Raw genomic sequence first — 18,397 nt, forward strand, 5'->3', positions numbered from 1 at the left:
ATGAGCCCTCGCCATGTCCGACTACCTGCTGCAAATGAACGGCATCGTCAAAACCTTTGGCGGTGTCAAAGCCCTCAATGGCATCGACATCAAGGTCAAGCCGGGTGAATGCGTCGGCCTGTGCGGTGAGAACGGCGCCGGTAAATCCACGCTGATGAAAGTCCTGTCGGCGGTCTACCCGTACGGCACCTGGGACGGTGAAATTGTCTGGGACGGCCAGCCACTCAAGGCGCAGTCCATCAGCGAAACAGAAGCCGTCGGGATCGTCATCATTCATCAGGAACTGACCCTGGTCCCCGACCTGTCGGTGGCGGAAAACATCTTCATGGGCCACGAGCTGACACTGCCCGGCGGACGCATGAACTACCCGGCAATGATCCACCGTGCCGAGGCCCTGATGCGTGAACTCAAAGTGCCGGACATGAACGTTTCGCTACCGGTTTCACAATACGGCGGGGGTTACCAACAACTGGTGGAGATCGCCAAGGCGCTGAACAAACAGGCGCGCCTGCTGATCCTCGATGAGCCCTCCTCGGCCCTGACCCGTTCGGAAATCGAGGTGCTGCTGGACATCATCCGCGACCTCAAGGCCAAGGGCGTCGCCTGCGTCTACATCTCTCACAAACTCGATGAAGTGGCCGCCGTGTGCGACACCATTTCGGTGATCCGCGACGGCAAACACATCGCCACCACCGCCATGACCGACATGGACATCCCGCAGATCATCACCCAGATGGTCGGACGAGAAATGAGCAACCTCTACCCCACCGAACCCCATGACATCGGCGAGGTGATTTTCGAGGCGCGCCATATCACTTGCTACGACGTCGACAACCCCAAGCGCAAACGGGTCGACGACATTTCGTTCGTGCTCAAGCGCGGGGAAATCCTCGGCATCGCCGGGCTGGTCGGCGCAGGCCGCACGGAACTGGTGTCGGCGCTGTTCGGTGCCTACCCCGGCCGCCATGAAGGTGAGGTCTGGCTCAACGGCCAACCGATCGACACGCGCACGCCCCTCAAGTCAATCCGCGCTGGCCTGTGCATGGTGCCTGAAGACCGCAAGCGCCAAGGCATCATTCCCGACCTGGGGGTGGGCCAGAACATCACCCTGGCAGTGCTGGACAACTACTCGAAGATGACCCGCATCGACACCGAAGCGGAGTTGGGCAGCATCGACCGGGAAATCTCGCGCATGCACCTCAAGACCGCGAGCCCGTTCCTGCCGATCACCAGCCTCTCCGGCGGCAACCAGCAAAAAGCCGTCCTGGCCAAGATGCTGCTGACCCAACCGCGCGTGCTGATTCTCGATGAGCCGACCCGTGGCGTGGACGTCGGAGCCAAGTACGAGATCTACAAGCTGATGGGCGCGCTGGCCGCCGAAGGCGTGTCGATCATCATGGTGTCCTCGGAGCTGGCCGAAGTGCTGGGGGTGTCCGACCGCGTGCTGGTGATCGGCGAAGGCCAATTGCGCGGCGATTTCATCAACCACGAACTCACCCAGGAGCAGGTGCTCGCCGCCGCCCTCAGCCACCCCGAAGACCATAACAATAATGATCGGAAGTCCGCGTAGATGAATCAGGTCAAGCAACTCTTCAGCCGCTACAAAATGCTCGCGCTGGTGATCGCCGTGGCGGTGATCTGGCTGTTTTTCAGTTGGCAGACCGAGGGCGGGTTCTTGACCCCGCGCAACCTCTCCAACCTGCTGCGGCAGATGTCCATCACCGGGATCCTGGCCTGCGGCATGGTGCTGGTGATCATCAGCGGCGAGATCGATCTGTCGGTGGGTTCACTGCTTGGATTGCTCGGAGGCCTGGCGGCGATTCTCGACGTGATCTATCACATCCCGCTGCTGGCGAACCTGAGCCTGGTGGCCTTGTGTGGTTTGATGATCGGTCTGGGCAACGGCTACATGACGGCTTATCTGCGCATCCCGTCATTCATTGTCGGCCTGGGCGGCATGCTCGCCTTTCGCGGCATTCTGCTGGGGATTACCGACGGCACCACCATCGCCCCGGTATCACCGGAGCTGGTCTACATCGGTCAGGGTTATCTGCCGCACTCCGTCGGCACGGGCCTGGGCGTACTGCTGTTTGCCTTGACCCTGTTCCTGACCTGGAAACAGCGGCGCAATCGCGCCCTGCATGGTCTGGCGGCCCACTCCCTGGTGCGTGATGTATTGCGCGTGGTGCTGATCGGCGCGGTACTGGCCGGGTTCGTCTATACCCTCAACAGCTACGACGGCATCCCGGTGCCGGTGTTGCTTCTGCTGATTCTGCTCGGTGTGTTCAGCTACGTCACCAGCCAGACGGTGTTCGGCCGGCGGGTCTACTCGGTGGGCAGCAACATGGAAGCCACGCGCCTGTCGGGGATCAACGTGCAGGCGGTGAAGCTGTGGATCTTCGGCATCATGGGCGTGATGTGCGCCCTCGCCGGCGTGGTCAACACCGCGCGCCTGGCCGCAGGCTCACCCTCGGCCGGCAGCATGGGTGAACTCGACGCCATCGCCGCCTGCTTCATCGGCGGCACCTCCATGCGCGGCGGCTCCGGCACCGTCTACGGCGCCCTCCTCGGCGCGCTGGTGATCACCAGCCTGGACAACGGCATGTCCATGCTCGACGTCGACAGTTATTGGCAGATGATCGTCAAGGGCAGCATTCTGGTGCTGGCGGTGTGGGTGGATGTGAGTACGCGCACGGGGCGGCGTTGATCTGTATGCGTCACTTGCTGGCAGAAGCCATCAGCACGCCAAAGCCCAGGAACGTGATGCCCGACAGCTTGCCGACAATCCTGGCGCCCTTGTTCGTGGAGAGCCAGCCTCTTGCGGCTTGGGCCACCAGGGCATACCCGGAATGCACCACTACAACGAGCAAACTGTAAGACGACACCAGCAAGAAGAACTGGCTGCAGTAGTCAGCCGCCGGCTTGATGAACTGGGGAAAGACAGCCAGGAAGAAGAAACCTGCCTTGGGGTTGAGCAGCTGGATTGACAACGCTTCGATAAAACGCCGCCAAGGACGCGGCGACGTGGCTTTGAGTTCGGGAATAAAACGCTGGGTACGCCACATCTTGATTCCCAGGTACAACAGGTACAGCGCGCCGATGTATTTGAGCACCGTGAAAGCTGTCGCCGAGGCGGCCAGGATCAAGCCCAGGCTACTGGCGCAAATGCCCGCCACGATAAACGCGCCTGAGGCGATCCCGACAATGCCCGGCAACGAACCGCTCCAGCCATGGCGCAAGGCATTGGAAATCGTCAGCACCACGCCTGGGCCAGGGCTGAGCACCGTCAGGGTTGCCAGAACCAGAAAAAGTCCGTAACTGGCCATTAATCACTCCACGTTGAAAGGCGCATTGATCCGGCCTGCAGATTGGCGTGGCAGTGCGACGCTGACAAACGCTTTAATTGCACCGCTGATGTGACTAAATTAGACGCATGATTGCCGACCTCCCCCCGTTGAACGCCGTCCGTGCCTTCGCCGCTGCCGCTCGCCACCAGAGTTTCAGTCGCGCAGCCGAAGAACTGCACGTCAGTCACAGTGCCGTCAGCCGGCACATCAAGCTGCTTGAAGAACGCTTGGGCGCGCAGCTGTTCGAGCGCCGAACCCGGCAGTCTGTGCTCACGCCGCAGGGCAAGGTCTTTTACGAACAGGTTAGCGAGGCACTGACACAGATCGCCAACGCCGCGACCGCCCTGACCCGAAGTGCCGCCCAACGCAAGGTGACCATCAACGTGCGCCCGTCCTTCGCGGTGCGCTGGCTGATACCACGGTTGCCTGAGTTCATGGCGCTCCATCCGGACATCAAGCCTCAAGTGCTCACCCGCACGCAGCCGCCGGATCCATCGGGAGAAACGTTTGACGTGGTCATACGCCGCGGATATTCCGGCTGGCCGCCAGCAATCCAACCCCAGGTATTGCTGGAGGATGACCTGCTGCTGGTCGCCGCTCCATCGCTGCTGCAATGTGAGCCGCTGGACAGCGTCCACGACCTGGCCCGGCACAAACTGTTGTCAGGCAGAACCCGTAGCAGCGACTGGCAGACGTGGGCAAAGCACGTGGGCATCAAACGATGGGGCACCCCGCCAACCCTGCAGTTCGATCACATGCATTTGGTGCTGCAAGCTGCCGTCGACGGCCTGGGCGTGGCCTTGTGTCCGACGTCGCTGCTGGGCAAAGACCTGTTGACCGGGCGCCTGGTCTGTCCACTGCCGTCCTTGCGCCTGCCGTTGACCCGCTACTATTACGGCGTTTCTCGGGATGCGGTGGCTGAAACGCAGTTTTTTGTTGAGTGGATGTTTTCTCAGACTCAGCAGCCAGCAGCCGCTCGACACGAATAAATCCCCTCGTCACAGGAATGGGATTCCCTCTAAAACGCCGAGTGACATCGGCACTAGCGGTCTGAAAACCTCGTAGGAATTTACCCCCCGTGGCGAGGGAGCTTGCTCCCGCTGGGCTGCGAAGCGGCCCCAAACCAGACACCTCGTTTCGCCAGGTACACCGCGTGCCCAGGTTTTACGGCGGCTGCGCCACCGAGCGGGAGCAAGCTCCCTCGCCACAGGGGGGAGCGTGCGTCCTACAGGTTGGTTGTGGGTGCCGGGATCGACTTCTATAGTTGGGTTCGTTGCTGGCTTTGGCCGGTGATGGGGTTTCGCAGCCCGAGTGAACAAATCTAGATACCGTCAAATGAAATTCAGGCAAACTTGCCCGCTTTCATTTTATGGCGGTTGCGCGCGGGAGACTTTCGGGTCTGCCGAGTTTTGGATTGGTTCCTCGGTCTGCGAACCCTCGCGCAACTGCCACCCATTTGATTCGCAGCAAAAAAGGTGGCGATTCTTTCTATCAAATGAGTGCAACCTTATGACAACGAATCAACCATCCAGCCGCTTCACCCCTTTCACCCAAACCGCCACCACCCACCCCGTCCTGCTGATCGACACCCACGCTCCATTGCCCGAGCTCCATGCCTGCGCCAGCGAACGCCTGCACGCCACGCTCGATTATCTGACGCTGGTGGCCTGCTCCAGCCTGCGCGATTCGGCGACGAGTGATATAAACACCCTCACCAACGTCGCCCGGATTCTGGTGCAGGACGTGGTGGATGTGTTTGGCGTGATCGAACAGCGCGGGCTCGAAGGCTGAACAACTGTTGTGGCGAGGGGATTTAGCGAAACGCCGCAGCGCGCCGGTCGGCTGGCGACTGCTGCGCAGTCGAGCGGGGATAAATCCCCTCGCCACAAAGATGTGAGTATCCTCCGGAGACGCTTAGTTCAACCCCATGGCGACGGGACCTTGCTTGCACAGGGAGTTTCCTGTCCTATCGAAGATCGGCTCGGCTTGGGCCGATTCTGTCTCAACAAGGAGTGACTGCATGGAAGTGCACAATCAGCTACAACCCTGCGATTGCGCGAATATGGAAGACATCCGCCGCGAAATCGACGCCCTCGACCAGACCGTTATCCAGCTGTTGGGCAGGCGTTTTCAATACGTGCTGGCGGCGTCGAAATTCAAGACCTCGGCCACGTCGGTGCGTGCTCCCGAGCGCTTTCAGGCCATGCTGGCGACCCGGCGCCAGTGGGCCGAGGCTGAAGGCCTTAGCCCGGATGCGATCGAGAAAATGTACAGCGACCTGGTGAATCACTTTATCGCCGAAGAGATGAAACACTGGACGGCTCAACAATCCGGGACCTGATCGCCACGACAAGCGTATTACGCTCAGGCCCAGGCCACCGTCAACAGGCCGGCCCCAAGCACGACACATAACGGTGAATAAACCCATGTGTCGAGCTTGGCGAACATCGAACCCTTGACCTCCTTGAAGAAACCCACCAGGTTCGATTCGCCAATGGCGCGGGCGAACATCAGCAAGGCGATCGCGCTGATCAGCCATTGCAACGCTCGATGGGTGACGGGCGGTGCCAGCAAGCCGACCCGCAGGCACACCAGAACTGCAATCAGCAGCAGCCCGAGGGCCACCAGCAGTGTCAGCCAACCCGATGGGTTGAACGCCGGGCGCAACGTTTCTCCTTGCCTCGCCGGAACCTGAGGCACGACCGCCAGGGCCGCCCATCGCCCGCCCAGGGCCCAATACAAATGAATCAAGCTGATGGTCGCAAATATTGCGACCAGCGACCGAGCCACTAACAGCGTCATTCGCCAGCCTCCTTGAAAGGTTGAACAATCATCCTAGCTCGAATTCGGCATTTCGCCGCACGGGCGCAGACTGCTGGTTTTCGGCGATTGACGCATTGCTCAAGATCAAGAGTTCAATCTGGCACGCTACAGACCGGCAGCGACTTTGTCGGCGACCTCCTTGGGCACCCAGGCCTGCCAGACCTGTGGATGGGCCTTGAGGAACGCCTCGGCGGCTTCGCGCGGCGGTGTGTGCTTTTCGCTCATGTCGGCCAGGGCTTTGTTCAACGACTCGATGGGCAGGTCGACTTTACTGAAGAACTCAGCAATCTCCGGGTGTTGCTTTTGAAACGGCGCGGAGACGCCAATCGACAGCTTCGAGGCCAGGGAGCGGGTTGGCTTGGGGTTGGGGTTGTCGGCATCGGTCAGGGTTTTCCAGGCCTCGGCATCGAACGGGGGTTCTTGCAACTGCACCAGCTTGAAACGTCCCAGCAGCGGCGTCGGCGACCAGTAGTAAAACAGGATCGGCTTGCCCCGGCGGATCGACGAGCTGATCTCCGCATCCAGCGCCGCGCCCGAACCACTGCGGAAATTCACATAGCTGTCGGACAGCCCATAAGCCTTGAGTTTCTGCTTGTTGACCACTTCGGAGGTCCAGCCGATGGGGCTGTTGAGGAAGCGACCCTTGCTGGGGCTTTCCGGGTCTTTGAAGACATGTTTGTAGCGCGCCAGGTCTTCGACGCTGCGCAAATCCGGGGCCAGGGGTTTGATGCCCTTGGCCGGGTCGCCCTTGATCACATACTCCGGGACCCACCAGCCTTCGGTTGCGCCCTTGACCGTATCGCCCAAGGCGACCACCTTGCCTTCAGCCTCGGCCTTGACCCATACGGGACTGCGACCGGCCCACTCTTCCCCGATCACCTGGATGTCGTTATTGGCCAGCGCCGTTTCCAGGGTAATGGTGGTGCCCGGCAAGGTGTCGGTCTGCAGCCCATAGCCCTTCTCAACGATGACGCGCAGGATATCGGTGATCAGGCTCCCGCTTTCCCAGTTCAGGTCGGCAAAATGGATCGGCGCCTGCGCGGCCGATGCCGGGAGTGGCGAAACCATCACCGCACAGGTGGCCCAGGCAGCCAACCACTGTCGAACTCGTTTCATGCGTTGCACCTCGTACCAGACACAGCAATAGCTCAACGGTCCTGCGTAACCGGACGCAAGCCTCTGATTAATTCAGTCAACTGACTGTAGCCGAGGTTCCACGCAGACCGGGTGAAAACTGTTAGCAGAGCGCAAAACCCGAACGCTGTGTCAGCCCGCCTATCACATCCGTCGAGCTGACGAGGTACACATCACTCGCTGGCCTTGAAGGTGACGAGTTCACCTTTGCGCCACTTGGCGGCTTTGGCGGTCACCGCCTTTAGGGTCTTGGTCAGGCCCTCGTGCAACTGCTCGTTGGCGGCGAAAACCGTCAGCACGCTGTGCCCTTCCTTGAACAGGATCGCGTGGCCACCGGGGGTGGTCACGAAGGCGTAATCGCCAAGGCCATAGACCGTCAGCTTGATATCGCGAAAGCGGAGTTCAAACTTGCCACCTTCACGGCTGGGCAATACCGCTGCACGAAAATGATCACCGACTTTGAGTTCAAGCCTGGGCTTGTCATCGACCACCAAGGCCGATTCGGTGTCGATTTCGGCAACATAAATACCTTCGGCGGTTTGCTCGGTGATGTAGACGAAGCGCGACTGGAACTGCTTGACCAGTTTTGCCCGCAGATCACCAAGTACGAATAACGCATGCATGTCGAGATTACTTACTGCCAAGGAAACATCCCCATCTTTGTAAACGGCCCGCCCTCTGAAAAGGACGGACCACGAGAACCCGTGCCGACTGTGTGTCGCAGTGGACCTGTAACTGAAAATTCGAAGTGAACGGCGTGCCCTGCCCCGGGGCGAGAGAAGACTAAAGGATTGCCGCTCTCGCCGTCTTTCCCGCGGGGTCGTCAGAGGCTGAAGGAAAACGCCACTCTGAGCATCGGAAAAGGTGGGACTACTAACTTTAGGGAAATTTCTCACTTAGAAAAGCATTTTTCTGACATCGAGGCCAAAAAAAATTGCTTTAGATAGGCACAGCCCCCACACGGTGCTGCCGATTCTAGAGCAGCCGCAGGCGTGGAGACTACTCAAAACACTCGGCAATTCGTCGGTAAACCATAGAAAAGGAATTCACATGGCCACTTTCACAACCCTGACCCACCCCCTCACCCCTTGCATCGCTGACAAGCCTGACGGGTTTGACGAAGTGCATTACCTGCCGGTTTCTTTGTTTCAACCGCGTTATCGGGTGGTTCTGGCCGGCAAGTGCTTTTTCCATATTGAAGAAACCTCGACTGGCCGTGTAAGAGGTTTCCGTACCGATCATAACGAGGCCTGTTACCTGGCCAGGCGTCTGGAACGAAGCGTTTGACCTGAGATACGACACGCCCATCACTTAACTCAGCCGCGACAGGCAACTGCTGCCATACTGCCCGCCCAGCGAAGACCGTCCCCCATTGACGATCGCGCACTCATACTAATGACTTGTGAAGGAAAGGCGCGACGTGACGGAATTTGATATTGGCGAGTTTTTCATCCGGGGCGAGGCCAGAGAGGTCGAAGGCGAATTCCAGGCCGTCATCGTGATGCGCGCCAAGCCCCCCTTGACCACCATCACATGTCATCAGGTGGAAAAGGATCGCTGGTTCAAAACCTCCGAGATCGCCGCCGAAGCCGCGCGGGCAGCGGCAAAAGCCCTGAAACTGGCGGTGGATGAAGGCGCGTTGAAAGCCTGAAGCCAATCGAACTCCTGACCGGCGTTTGCCTCAGATAAAGGGAAGCAATCGAGGCGCCATGACGGCGCCCGCCCAAAGGAGAACCCCATGGAACAGCCCTCGCACGAGCTCAGAACCCTGTTCGATCAACTAGGCCTGCCATCGGATGGCAAAGCCATCGATGACTTCATCATGGCGCATCCGCTGGACCCGGAGATCAAACTGGTGGAGGCCGACTTCTGGTCGGAGCAACAGAAAGACCTGCTCCGGGAATGGCTGCTCGCCGACGGCGAGGAGGCGGTGCTGGTGGATCAGTTGAATGTCCGTTTGCACGACGGTAAATAACCCGTCAAACCCCGTGGCGAGGATGCTTGCTCCCGCTCGTTTCCGTAGGAGCTGTCGAGCGAAGCGAGGCTGCGATCTTTCCGAGCTCAATTGAGTCCCAAGTGAAAGATCAAAAGATCAAAAGATCGCAGCCTCGCTTCGCTCGACAGCTCCTACGGCGTGATCAAGCGCCACCGCCACCGTTTTTTTACCGTATCAAGCCTAGCGCGGTTTCTCGGGTTTATAGCCTAGCCGCAAGCCACCCCAATGGCGCCCCTTGAGCATGATCGGCACTGAAAGGTCATGCATCAGCTCACCCGTATCGCGCGTGTAGGTCTGCAACAGCACAGGCTGCTGGTGGCTACCGCAACGAATCCCGGTGCGATCGGAGAATTTGCGTTTAGTGCGATTGTTTACCGTGTCCACCTGCGGATCGCCGGTCAGGGGTTGGCTGAAGACGTTGTTGTGGGTCGGTACATAACCTTCCTGGGTACAGGCAATGGCGAATACCAGGCCCTCGTGCCGGGCGAGCAAAGGTTCCTGGATGGCCGGCAGGACCTGATCGGTGTAGCGGTCGAAACGGGTCTGGAACTTGGCGGGCTGAGTATTGGGGATCGGCTGGTAGCTGCGGTCGAACAGGTCCTCCAGGCTGACACGGCCCTGGTCGATGTCTGCCTCGAACTGGGCCGCGATCTGGCTCGCCCCTTCGCGCGCCAGGTCGTAGACCCGCTGGTGATAATCGTCCAGGCCGACCTCGGCCAGGCGTTCGCTGATGGTTTCAGCCTGGCCTTCCATTTGCACGGCCGCTTGAGCCAGGCGCTGGGTCTGCTGATCGCTGATGGACAGGTCGCTGCGCATCTGTTCGATGGCGTGAAACAGGCTGTCGAGTTGTTCGCGGTTGGTGTCGGTGCCTTGGGCGATGGCGCTGACCTGGGTTTCGACGCCGGCCGCCAGCCGGGCTATGTTTTCCAAATGCTGACCGGTGTGCTCGACTTGCTGCACGCCACTGTCCAGGTCGCTGGCCAGTTGGCGGATCTGCTCCACCACTTGGGCGGTGCGCTGCTGGATGTCCGCAACCATCACCCCGACCTCGCCGGTTGCCGCGGCCGTACGCCCGGCCAGCCCACGGACCTCGTCCGCCACCACCGCGAAGCCACGACCATGCTCACCGGCCCGTGCGGCTTCGATGGCCGCGTTGAGTGCCAAAAGGTTGGTCTGGCTGGCGATCGACTGAATCACCAGGCTGACCCGCTGGATTTCATCGCTGCGCACGCTCAGCGCCTCGATCAACTCGCGGCTGTCGTTCGCGCGCTGGCTGAGCTGGTGCATCCGGCTGATGGACTCCACCAGTTCGCTGCGCCCGGCAACGCTACTGCGATGGGCCTCACTGGCAGCGCTCAGGGCCTGCTGGCTGAGTTGTGAGGTGGCCTGCTCAGTGGCGATCATCGATTCGGCATTGCCGACGATTTGCGCCGCCGCATCGAGCTGCGACTGAACCTTGCCAGCCAGTTGCTTGACCGAATAGGCGACGCCGGCTGCTGATAACGCGTTATGGCTGGTGGTGTAGGACAGATCACGGGTCAGCTCGGCCAATGTGTCCGCAGCGGCCAGTTCAGGAGGCGCGGCGGCCAGACGCGAGCGCAGGCGCGGTAGCCAGACAATGAGCATCGCCAGGGGCAGGCCCAGATACAACGACAAACCACCCAGGGTCATGCCGCACAGCAGCAAAGTCAGCGCAAGACTCTGCAAAGTCGGCGTCAGCCAGCGCGCCGTGTTGCTGGTCACAGGCACCGAAGCTGGCACCGCCCTCGCCAGGGAACCGTCTGTCGCCATATCAATCACCCACATTTCTCGTTGTTATACCCGCATTAAACGCCACTACGGAGCCATTATCCATGGTCCATTAGTCGTGTTTTTGTCGAGGGTCAACGCAAGTAGGCGAACAGGCGCAGCCGAAAGCAAAAAGATCGCAGCGTCCGGAAGGAAGCTGCGATCTTTTCTGAAACGCGAATCAGGCCTGACGCTGGTGCTTGTCGATCTGTTCGTGACGTTCCTGAGCCTCGATACAGTACTTGGTGGTCGGGCTGATCAGCAGGCGCTTGAGGCCGATCGGCTCGCCGCTGTCATCACACCAGCCGAAGCTGTCGTCGTTGATACGGTCCAGGGCCTGCTCCAGCTGAGGCAGCATGCGTTGGTCGCGATCGATGGCGTTGACCAGCCAGGTCCGCTCTTCTTCCACGGAAGCAGCGTCCGCCGGGTCAGCCGGGGTATCCAGGCTCTCAATGGCGATTCGGTTCTGTTCGATGCGCTCGTGGGTTTCCACTTTCATGTTCTGCAACAGCTTGGTGAAGAAAGCCAGCTGCTCGGCATTCATGTAGTCATCCGCCGGCATGGCCAGCAACTTTTCCTTTGTCATTGATTTCTCTATAAAAAAACGTGCATTAAGGCGAATTATGAAGCGTCCCGCAGCGCGCTGCCACGCTCATCGGGAAGGCGCCGTCTATTCCAAGCGCCACCCGGCACTCAATTTACGAGGGGCGGCAGTCTAAGGCCGAGTCGAAGCCTCAGCAACTGAAAACATAGGGAAAATGTCCGACAACCCTTCTAAATGTTCTCTGACAGGCTTTTGGCAGTCATCGGAGTGCGTTTATAACAAGAAATTCGATTCAATAGCTGTATCAAGAAGACAAATGGCAACGCCACGCGGGTCAGGCGTGGCGCTTTGTCGCAGCGAAAGGCCCTTCAGCGTTTAAGTTTGCGCTTGTTGCGGTATTGGTCGATGACCACCGCCACCACAATGATCAAGCCCTTGATGATGTCCTGGATGTAGGCATCCACGCCGACAAAGGTGAAACCACTGGCCATGACCCCGAGGATCAGCGCGCCGATCACCGTTCCGGTGATGCGCCCCACCCCACCGGCCAGGCTGGTGCCGCCGATCACGGCCGCCGCAATCGCGTCCAGCTCATAGGACATGCCCATGCCGGCCTGCCCCGTGGCGGCCCGCGCCGAAGCCACCACCCCGGCCAGCCCCGCCAGCAGCCCGGCGATGCTATAGACGATCACCAGATGGCGTTTGACATTGATGCCCGAGGTGCGGGCCGCCTGCATGTTGCCGCCGATGGCGTAGGTGTACTTGCCGTACTTGGTGTAGCGCAAGGCGATGTGGAAGATCACCGCCACCACCAGGAAAATGATCACCGGCATGGCGCCATGGCCGATGGCGGTATAGGAATCGGACAACATGCTCACCGGTTGGCCTTCGGTGTAGTAGCGCGCCAGGCCACGGGCCGAGACCATCATGCCGAGGGTGGCAATAAAGGGTGGGATACCCGTGATGGCGATGATGCTGCCGTTGATCGCTCCGGCCAACAACCCTACCCCCAACCCCGCCACCACCGGTATCCATACGGGCAAGTCAGTCAGGGAGGGAAACACCGCCCGGGTGAAATCCGACGTTTGGGCCAGGCTGGCGGCGATCATCGCCGACAACGCCAGCACCGAGCCGGAGGACAGGTCGATACCGGTAGTGATGATCACCTGGGTCACACCGATGGCCAGCAGACCGATGATCGACACTTGCAGGATCATCAGCACCAGGCGCTGGGAGTTCATTAGGAAACTCTGGTCACGCATGATCCAGCCAAACACTTCGAACACCAGGCCGATGCCGATCAGCACCAGGAAGATACTCAGTTCCGTCGGCAGCCGCCGCCGTGTCCTGGCCGGGGCGGCCGCGGGTTTGTTTTCCAGTATCGCGTTCATAACCATTCACCTTTTTTATCTGTGGCGAGGGCACAGCTCGCGCTGGGTTCTGTAGGAGCTGTCGAGTGCAACGAGGCTGCGATCTTTCACCCAGCACCTGAGTTTCAAGCGAAAGATCAAAAGATCGCAGCCTCGCTCCGCGAGTCAGCTCCTACGGAACCCTGCGTGAGCTTGAGGCCTTCTGTTATCAGGACAGACCCGAGGCCAGTTGCATGACCCGTTCCTGGGTCGCCTCGCTACGGTCCAGCGTGCCCATCAGGTCCCCTTCATGCATCACCATCACGCGGTCGCTCATGCCCAGTACTTCCGGCAGTTCCGAAGAAATCATGATCACCGCCATGCCTTCGCTGGCGAGGTAGGAAATGAGCCGGTAGATCTCGGCCTTGGCGCCAACGTCGATGCCACGGGTCGGCTCGTCGAGGATCAGGATGCGTGGGTTGGTCATCAGCCATCGGGCCAGCAGGGCCTTCTGTTGGTTGCCGCCGGACAAGTTGTCGATGCACTGTTCCAGGGACGGAGTCTTGACCCTCAACTTCTTGCACATGTCTTCGCACAACGCGCGCAGGGCTTTCTGCTGGATGAAGCCGTTGCCCACGTAATGGGGCAACACGGCCATTTCCATGTTTTCCAGCACCGACAGGCACGGGAACAGGCCACTGAGTTTGCGATCCTCGGTCAACAGCGCGAAACCCTTCTCGATGGCCATGTGCGGGTCGCTGATGCGTACCGGTTGGCCGTCCAGGTGGATTTCCCCCCCCGTGCTCGGGGTCACGCCGAAAATCGCCTCGGCCACGTTGGTCCGGCCCGAGCCCATCAACCCGGCGATGCCGAGAATTTCCCCGGCATGCAGGTCGAACGACACACCCTTGAAGATGCCGTCCAGGCTCAGGTCGCGCACCGACAGCACCAACTCACCGATGGGTTGTTCCCGCACCGGGAACAACTGGCTCAGTTCGCGCCCGACCATCATTGATATCAGGCTGTCGCCGTCCATGCTGTCGGCCCGTTGCAGGCCGATGTAGGCGCCGTCGCGAAACACTGCCACTTCATCGGCGATGGCAAACACTTCGTTCATTTTATGGGTGATGTAGATGATGCCCTTACCTTGAGACTTGAGGTCGGCAATGATCGAGAACAGATGCGCGACCTCCGTCTCGGTGATGGCCGAGGTCGGCTCGTCCATGATCAGAATGTCCGAGTCGTAGGACACCGCCTTGGCGATCTCGACCATCTGCCGCTCGGCAATGCTCAGGTTGCCCACCTGCTCTTCAGGATCAAGGTTGATGCGCAGGCGCTCCAGCAACTTGGCGGTGCACCGGTGCATTTCCCCGTGATCGACCATATGCAGGCCGTTGAGCTGCTCGCGGCCGATCCAGATGTTTTCAGCGATGCTCATGTGGGGCATCAGGTTCAGTTCCTGGTGGATCATCGCGATACCGGCCTGCAGGGCTGCCAGAGGTGTGTCGAACTTCACCGGTTTGCCCCGCAGGCGCAGCTCACCGGCGTCCGGCTGGTAGATGCCGGCAACGATTTTCATCAGAGTGGATTTGCCCGCACCGTTCTCGCCCATCAAAGCCAGCACGGAACCGGGGCGCACCCGCAATTGCACATCCGACAGGGCCACCACACCGGGAAACCCCTTGCTGACATTGGCGACTTCCAGCAAGTACGGTTCTTCAGGTATTACGTCCGGCCGGACAGTAGCCGCCGGGGCGCTCGAAGCAGTCGCTGAAGCGAACATGGTCAGGTACTCCCTTGGCAAGGTCAGAGGGCGACCTCGCCTGTTTATTGTTGTGGTAGCAGTACGTTAAACGTCACTTGAACTGATCGACGTTTTCCGGCGTGATCAGACGATACGGCACCCATACGGCCTGCTCGACCGGCTGTTTCTTGACCATTTTCACCGCCGTGTCGATCGAACCGTCGGCCTGGCCCTTGGCGTCCTGGAACACCGAGACCGCCATCTGGCCTTTCTCGATGGCGTTCAATCCGTCCGGCGTGCCATCGACCCCGGCGATCAGTACGCTGCCGTTCTCCTTGCCCGCTTGCTTGAGGGCCATGGCGGCGCCGATGGCCATCTCGTCGTTGTTGGACACCACGGCTTGGAAGTCGCGACCCTGGGTCAGCCAGTCGTTCACCAGGTCCATGCCCTTGTTCCTCAACCAGGTGCCAGTCTGTTCCTGTTCGATCTTGATGTTCGGGTACTTGGCCAAAACGTCCTTGACGCCTTTGGTGCGGTAGGTGGTGGAGTTGTTGGCCAGGTCACCCAACAAGATGACGATATTGCCCTTGCCGCCCATCTTGTCGGCAAGGTATTGCATCTGCATCCGCCCGGCTTCCAGATCATCGGAGGCTACGGTGACCACACCTTCCGGCAACTTCGGTTCGTCCGGGCGGCGGTTGACGTACACCAGGGGGATGCCGGCGGCCACGGCGGCCTTGGTGATGCGCTGGGTCGCAGCGGTATCCACCGGGTTGACGATGAGCGCGTCGACCTTCTGGCTGATAAAGCTTTCCACCTGGCTCAGTTGCTTGACCACATCACTGCGTGCATCTTCGAACTGCAAGGTGACGCCATCCGGCAGGGACTTGGCTTTGCTGTCCATCGACTCACGCAGGTACGTCAGCCAAGTGTCATCGAACTGGGACATGCTGACGCCGATCTTCAGGTCGGCCAGGGCGGCGCCGCTGGTGAGCATCAACGACAGGGCCAGCGAGGCGATACGGGTCTTGGTCTTCATGAACGGTCTTTCTCCACTTTGTTGTTGGTTTTATGGATAAGGCGTAGCGGATCAGGAACGCGGCAAACGCACGATGGGCGCACCGGGCATGCAACACACCACGGTGCCGTTGCGCTGAATGCACAGGGACTCGAACAGGGGAAGGATTGCGCACAAGCGCAACGAGCGTGGCAGGTGAAACGCAGAGCGGCTGAAGGTTTTCATCGACGGTACCTGGCTGTGTTTCTTGTTGTTGTTTTGTCCGTCATTTGCTCAAGGCTGGCTTGGCAGAAGACGAACAGAGTTGTCGGTAACCTGGAATCGACTTTATTGGAAAATATTTTCCATATCAACTAATTTTAGAATTTTATTCGTTTTTTATTCCATGACCGACAGGCGTGGATAACCTCACCACTTCACCCTGTTCGGCGCTCTGCCTGGCCGCGTCCAGAATGCGCGTGGTCGCCAGTGCATCACGGGCTTGCACCGGCAGCGGACCGGCGTTCTGCAAGGCGGTTTGCAAACTCTGGTAGAACGCCATCCAGCAACCGCGCTCCGATGCCACACGCTCGCGCTCGCTACCTTGCTCGAACCAGCCCCAGCGCCGATGCTCTTCGCTCCCCCAGCGCTCACCCTCGGTCGCCGGGCTCAACCCGGCCAGCGCCTGGGCCTCCTGGCCGTCCAGGCCCTCGACGGTATAGCAGCCCCCGGTGCCGCTGACCCGAAAGCGCGGGCGCGGAGCGTTTTGCAGGCAACTGCCGCTCAGGTGTGAAAGCACGCCGTTGGCGTGAGTCAGGGACATAAAGAAACCGTTGTCGAACACCTGCCCTGGCTGCCGGTAGTCCAGCTCGGCGTACACCCGGGTCACTGGCCCGAACAATTGCAGCGCCTGGTCCACCAGATGGCTGCCCAGGTCCCGCAGAAACCCGCCACCGCTGCCTTTGCCGACCGAGGTTGGCGAATAACGCTCGACGCTGGACTCAAAACGAATGACCTGCCCCAGCGCACCGGACTCCAGCAGTTTGCGCAAGGTCAGGTAGTCCGAATCCCAGCGGCGGTTCTGATACACAGTCAGCGGCACGTTGCGCTGCTCGGCAACCAACACCATCGCCTCGGCCTGGGCGGCATCCAGGGCGAAAGGTTTGTCGCTGACTACTGCAACACCCAGTTCAATGGCCTGCATGACCACGGCCGGGCGCCCGTCCAGCGGCGTGGACACCACCACCGCATCGACCCCTGCGGCCACCAATTGTTCGAGGGTGTCGAAGGCTTGCGCATGCGGGTGCTCGTTCGCCAGTTGCTGGCGCCGCTCAGCAGACCGCGTCACCACACCGACAAACGTAGCCCCGGGCAGACTGCTGATCAGCGGCGCGTGGAAAAACCGTCCACCCTTGCCGTAGCCGACTAGTCCGATTCGCATGAAAGCTCCTTGTTAATCACTGAATGAATGCAATCCCTGTGGGAGCTGAGCTCCCACAATTTGACCGAGTACCTTTGAAGCAACGCAGTCGACTGTGGGAGCGGGCTTGCTCGCGAAGACGGCGGTAACTTCAACCTTGATGTTGACTGACACTACGCTTTCGCGAGCAAGCCCGCTCCCACAGGGAGATTGTGATTAGCCGTAAAAACGCGGGCGTTCGGGCAGTTCGACTTTGACGATCTGCCCACTCTGCTGCGCTTCAACACAAGCATCCGCCGCCACTGCCGCGGCAAAGCCGTCCCAGGCCGACGGCCCGCCCACCTGCCCGGCGCGTACACCGTCGATGAAGGCCTGCAATTCAACGTCGTAGGCGGCGATGAAGCGATCCTTCCAGTCCATCAGGATTGCATTGGACAGCTTGGCACCACTGCGCAGTTGCACCTGGGACGGTTCCGGGAGTTTGGCGATGCCGGTCTCCCCCACCACTTCACACTGGATGTCGTAGCCGTACTGGCAGTTGACGAACACCTCCACATCGATGCGCGTGCCCTTCGCGGTTTCCAACAGAACGATCTGCGGATCGCGCAGGTGCGCCAGCGCCTTGCTGGTCTTGCGCGGGAATACCACCTGCACCGAAACGTAGTCATCGGCCAGCAGCCAGCGCAGCACATCCAGCTCATGAATCAGTGTGTCGGTGATCGCCATGTCGGTCTTGTAGTTCTCCCCCACGCTGGGATTGCGATGCGCGCAGTGCAGCATCAGCGGTTCGCCGATCTGACCGCTGTCGATCACCGCCTTGAGCGCTCGATAGCCTTCATCGTAAGGGCGCATGAAACCGACCTGAACCAGCCGCTTGCCATGGGCGACTTCGGCTTCGACGATCTTGCGACAGCCTTGGGCCGTGACCGCCAGAGGCTTTTCACAGAACACCGGTTTGCCGGCCGCGATCGCCGCCAGCACGAACTCTTCGTGGCTCGGCCCCCAGGACGTGACCAGGATCGCCTCAACGTCCGGCGCACTGATCAAAGCATGCCCGTCGGGATACACCTCGGCGGTCAGTTTCAAGTCGGCCAGCACCTTCGCCGCCTGAGCGAGGTTGATGTCGGTCACCGCCACCACCTGGCTGTTGAGCAAGGTCTGGCTGCAACGCCGGATATGGTCCTGGCCGATGGCCCCGGTGCCGATGACGCCCAGCTTCAAAGACATGAATAACTCCTTTCGTAGGGTTGGGGGC

The 18,397-nt window shown here is 60.2% G+C and carries 20 protein-coding genes; 8 read left to right on the forward strand and 12 right to left on the reverse strand.

What is annotated here, in order from left to right:
- Positions 1-13 precede the first annotated feature (13 nt).
- Both xylG and BMY45_RS14830 read left to right on the forward strand, forming a co-directional pair.
- Positions 14-1,570, forward strand: a complete 1,557-nt coding sequence (gene xylG / locus BMY45_RS14825) for a D-xylose ABC transporter ATP-binding protein (protein WP_092398825.1) — start codon at positions 14-16, stop codon at positions 1,568-1,570.
- Positions 1,571-2,707: a sugar ABC transporter permease gene (locus BMY45_RS14830; protein WP_092398827.1), complete on the forward strand. Its 1,137-nt coding sequence runs from the start codon at positions 1,571-1,573 to the stop codon at positions 2,705-2,707.
- Positions 2,708-2,717: 10 nt separating this feature from the next.
- Here the strand turns inward: BMY45_RS14830 and BMY45_RS14835 are convergent, their stop codons facing one another.
- Complete coding sequence (locus BMY45_RS14835; protein ID WP_092398829.1) at positions 2,718-3,326, reverse strand: LysE family translocator; 609 nt, start codon at positions 3,324-3,326, stop codon at positions 2,718-2,720.
- 107 nt (positions 3,327-3,433) lie between these two features.
- Here BMY45_RS14835 and gcvA point away from each other — a divergent pair, with 107 nt between their 5' ends.
- From gcvA to BMY45_RS14850, 3 genes are all read left to right on the forward strand, one after another.
- Positions 3,434-4,336, forward strand: coding sequence for a transcriptional regulator GcvA (gene gcvA, locus BMY45_RS14840; protein WP_092398831.1), 903 nt, complete (start codon positions 3,434-3,436; stop codon positions 4,334-4,336).
- A 520-nt stretch (positions 4,337-4,856) separates the two neighbouring features.
- The gene (locus BMY45_RS14845) at positions 4,857-5,138 is read left to right on the forward strand and encodes a fructose-bisphosphate aldolase (protein ID WP_092398833.1); all 282 of its coding nucleotides are present in this window, start codon (positions 4,857-4,859) and stop codon (positions 5,136-5,138) included.
- Positions 5,139-5,367: 229 nt separating this feature from the next.
- Positions 5,368-5,688 (forward strand): isochorismate lyase, encoded by a 321-nt coding sequence (locus tag BMY45_RS14850; protein WP_092398835.1) that lies wholly within the window; start codon positions 5,368-5,370, stop codon positions 5,686-5,688.
- A gap of 23 nt (positions 5,689-5,711) precedes the next feature.
- On the opposite strand, the gene BMY45_RS14855 is transcribed toward BMY45_RS14850, so the two are convergent.
- From BMY45_RS14855 to BMY45_RS14865, 3 genes are all read right to left on the reverse strand, one after another.
- The gene (locus BMY45_RS14855) at positions 5,712-6,149 is read right to left on the reverse strand and encodes a DUF3995 domain-containing protein (protein ID WP_092398837.1); all 438 of its coding nucleotides are present in this window, start codon (positions 6,147-6,149) and stop codon (positions 5,712-5,714) included.
- Positions 6,150-6,275: 126 nt separating this feature from the next.
- Positions 6,276-7,286, reverse strand: coding sequence for an ABC transporter substrate-binding protein (locus BMY45_RS14860; RefSeq protein ID WP_092398839.1), 1,011 nt, complete (start codon positions 7,284-7,286; stop codon positions 6,276-6,278).
- Between the two features lie 191 nt (positions 7,287-7,477).
- Positions 7,478-7,927, reverse strand: a complete 450-nt coding sequence (locus BMY45_RS14865) for a hypothetical protein (RefSeq protein ID WP_092398841.1) — start codon at positions 7,925-7,927, stop codon at positions 7,478-7,480.
- A 427-nt stretch (positions 7,928-8,354) separates the two neighbouring features.
- Here BMY45_RS14865 and BMY45_RS14870 point away from each other — a divergent pair, with 427 nt between their 5' ends.
- The 3 genes from BMY45_RS14870 to BMY45_RS14880 all read left to right on the forward strand — a co-directional run bounded on the left by BMY45_RS14870 (position 8,355) and on the right by BMY45_RS14880 (position 9,279).
- Complete coding sequence (locus BMY45_RS14870; RefSeq protein WP_092398843.1) at positions 8,355-8,591, forward strand: hypothetical protein; 237 nt, start codon at positions 8,355-8,357, stop codon at positions 8,589-8,591.
- Positions 8,592-8,724: 133 nt separating this feature from the next.
- On the forward strand, positions 8,725-8,955 hold the full coding sequence (locus BMY45_RS14875; protein WP_092398845.1) for a hypothetical protein: 231 nt from the start codon (positions 8,725-8,727) through the stop codon (positions 8,953-8,955).
- An 87-nt stretch (positions 8,956-9,042) separates the two neighbouring features.
- Complete coding sequence (locus BMY45_RS14880) at positions 9,043-9,279, forward strand: DUF2789 family protein (RefSeq protein WP_092398847.1); 237 nt, start codon at positions 9,043-9,045, stop codon at positions 9,277-9,279.
- A 201-nt stretch (positions 9,280-9,480) separates the two neighbouring features.
- Here the strand turns inward: BMY45_RS14880 and BMY45_RS14885 are convergent, their stop codons facing one another.
- The 8 genes from BMY45_RS14885 to BMY45_RS14915 all read right to left on the reverse strand — a co-directional run bounded on the left by BMY45_RS14885 (position 9,481) and on the right by BMY45_RS14915 (position 18,369).
- Positions 9,481-11,091, reverse strand: a complete 1,611-nt coding sequence (locus BMY45_RS14885; protein WP_092399340.1) for a methyl-accepting chemotaxis protein — start codon at positions 11,089-11,091, stop codon at positions 9,481-9,483.
- Between the two features lie 178 nt (positions 11,092-11,269).
- A complete protein-coding gene (locus BMY45_RS14890) occupies positions 11,270-11,674 on the reverse strand; it encodes a TraR/DksA family transcriptional regulator (protein ID WP_003202859.1) in 405 nt (134 codons plus the stop codon).
- A 326-nt stretch (positions 11,675-12,000) separates the two neighbouring features.
- Positions 12,001-13,023 carry an ABC transporter permease gene (locus tag BMY45_RS14895; RefSeq protein ID WP_047230207.1) on the reverse strand — a complete coding sequence of 341 codons (1,023 nt, stop codon included), beginning with the start codon at positions 13,021-13,023 and terminating at the stop codon, positions 12,001-12,003.
- 187 nt (positions 13,024-13,210) lie between these two features.
- Positions 13,211-14,764 carry a sugar ABC transporter ATP-binding protein gene (locus BMY45_RS14900; protein WP_092398849.1) on the reverse strand — a complete coding sequence of 518 codons (1,554 nt, stop codon included), beginning with the start codon at positions 14,762-14,764 and terminating at the stop codon, positions 13,211-13,213.
- Positions 14,765-14,837: 73 nt separating this feature from the next.
- Entirely contained in the window at positions 14,838-15,764 is a 927-nt protein-coding gene (locus BMY45_RS14905) for a sugar ABC transporter substrate-binding protein (RefSeq protein WP_092398851.1), read from the reverse strand.
- A gap of 51 nt (positions 15,765-15,815) precedes the next feature.
- Positions 15,816-15,968 (reverse strand): hypothetical protein, encoded by a 153-nt coding sequence (locus BMY45_RS28190; protein WP_177193354.1) that lies wholly within the window; start codon positions 15,966-15,968, stop codon positions 15,816-15,818.
- 142 nt (positions 15,969-16,110) lie between these two features.
- Positions 16,111-17,163 (reverse strand): Gfo/Idh/MocA family protein, encoded by a 1,053-nt coding sequence (locus BMY45_RS14910; RefSeq protein ID WP_092398853.1) that lies wholly within the window; start codon positions 17,161-17,163, stop codon positions 16,111-16,113.
- Between the two features lie 195 nt (positions 17,164-17,358).
- Positions 17,359-18,369: a bifunctional inositol 2-dehydrogenase/D-chiro-inositol 1-dehydrogenase gene (locus BMY45_RS14915; protein ID WP_092398855.1), complete on the reverse strand. Its 1,011-nt coding sequence runs from the start codon at positions 18,367-18,369 to the stop codon at positions 17,359-17,361.
- Positions 18,370-18,397: the final 28 nt, after the last annotated feature.

It is taken from the genome of Pseudomonas sp. NFACC39-1 (genome assembly GCF_900110355.1).
Lineage (GTDB): Bacteria > Pseudomonadota > Gammaproteobacteria > Pseudomonadales > Pseudomonadaceae > Aquipseudomonas > Aquipseudomonas tehranensis.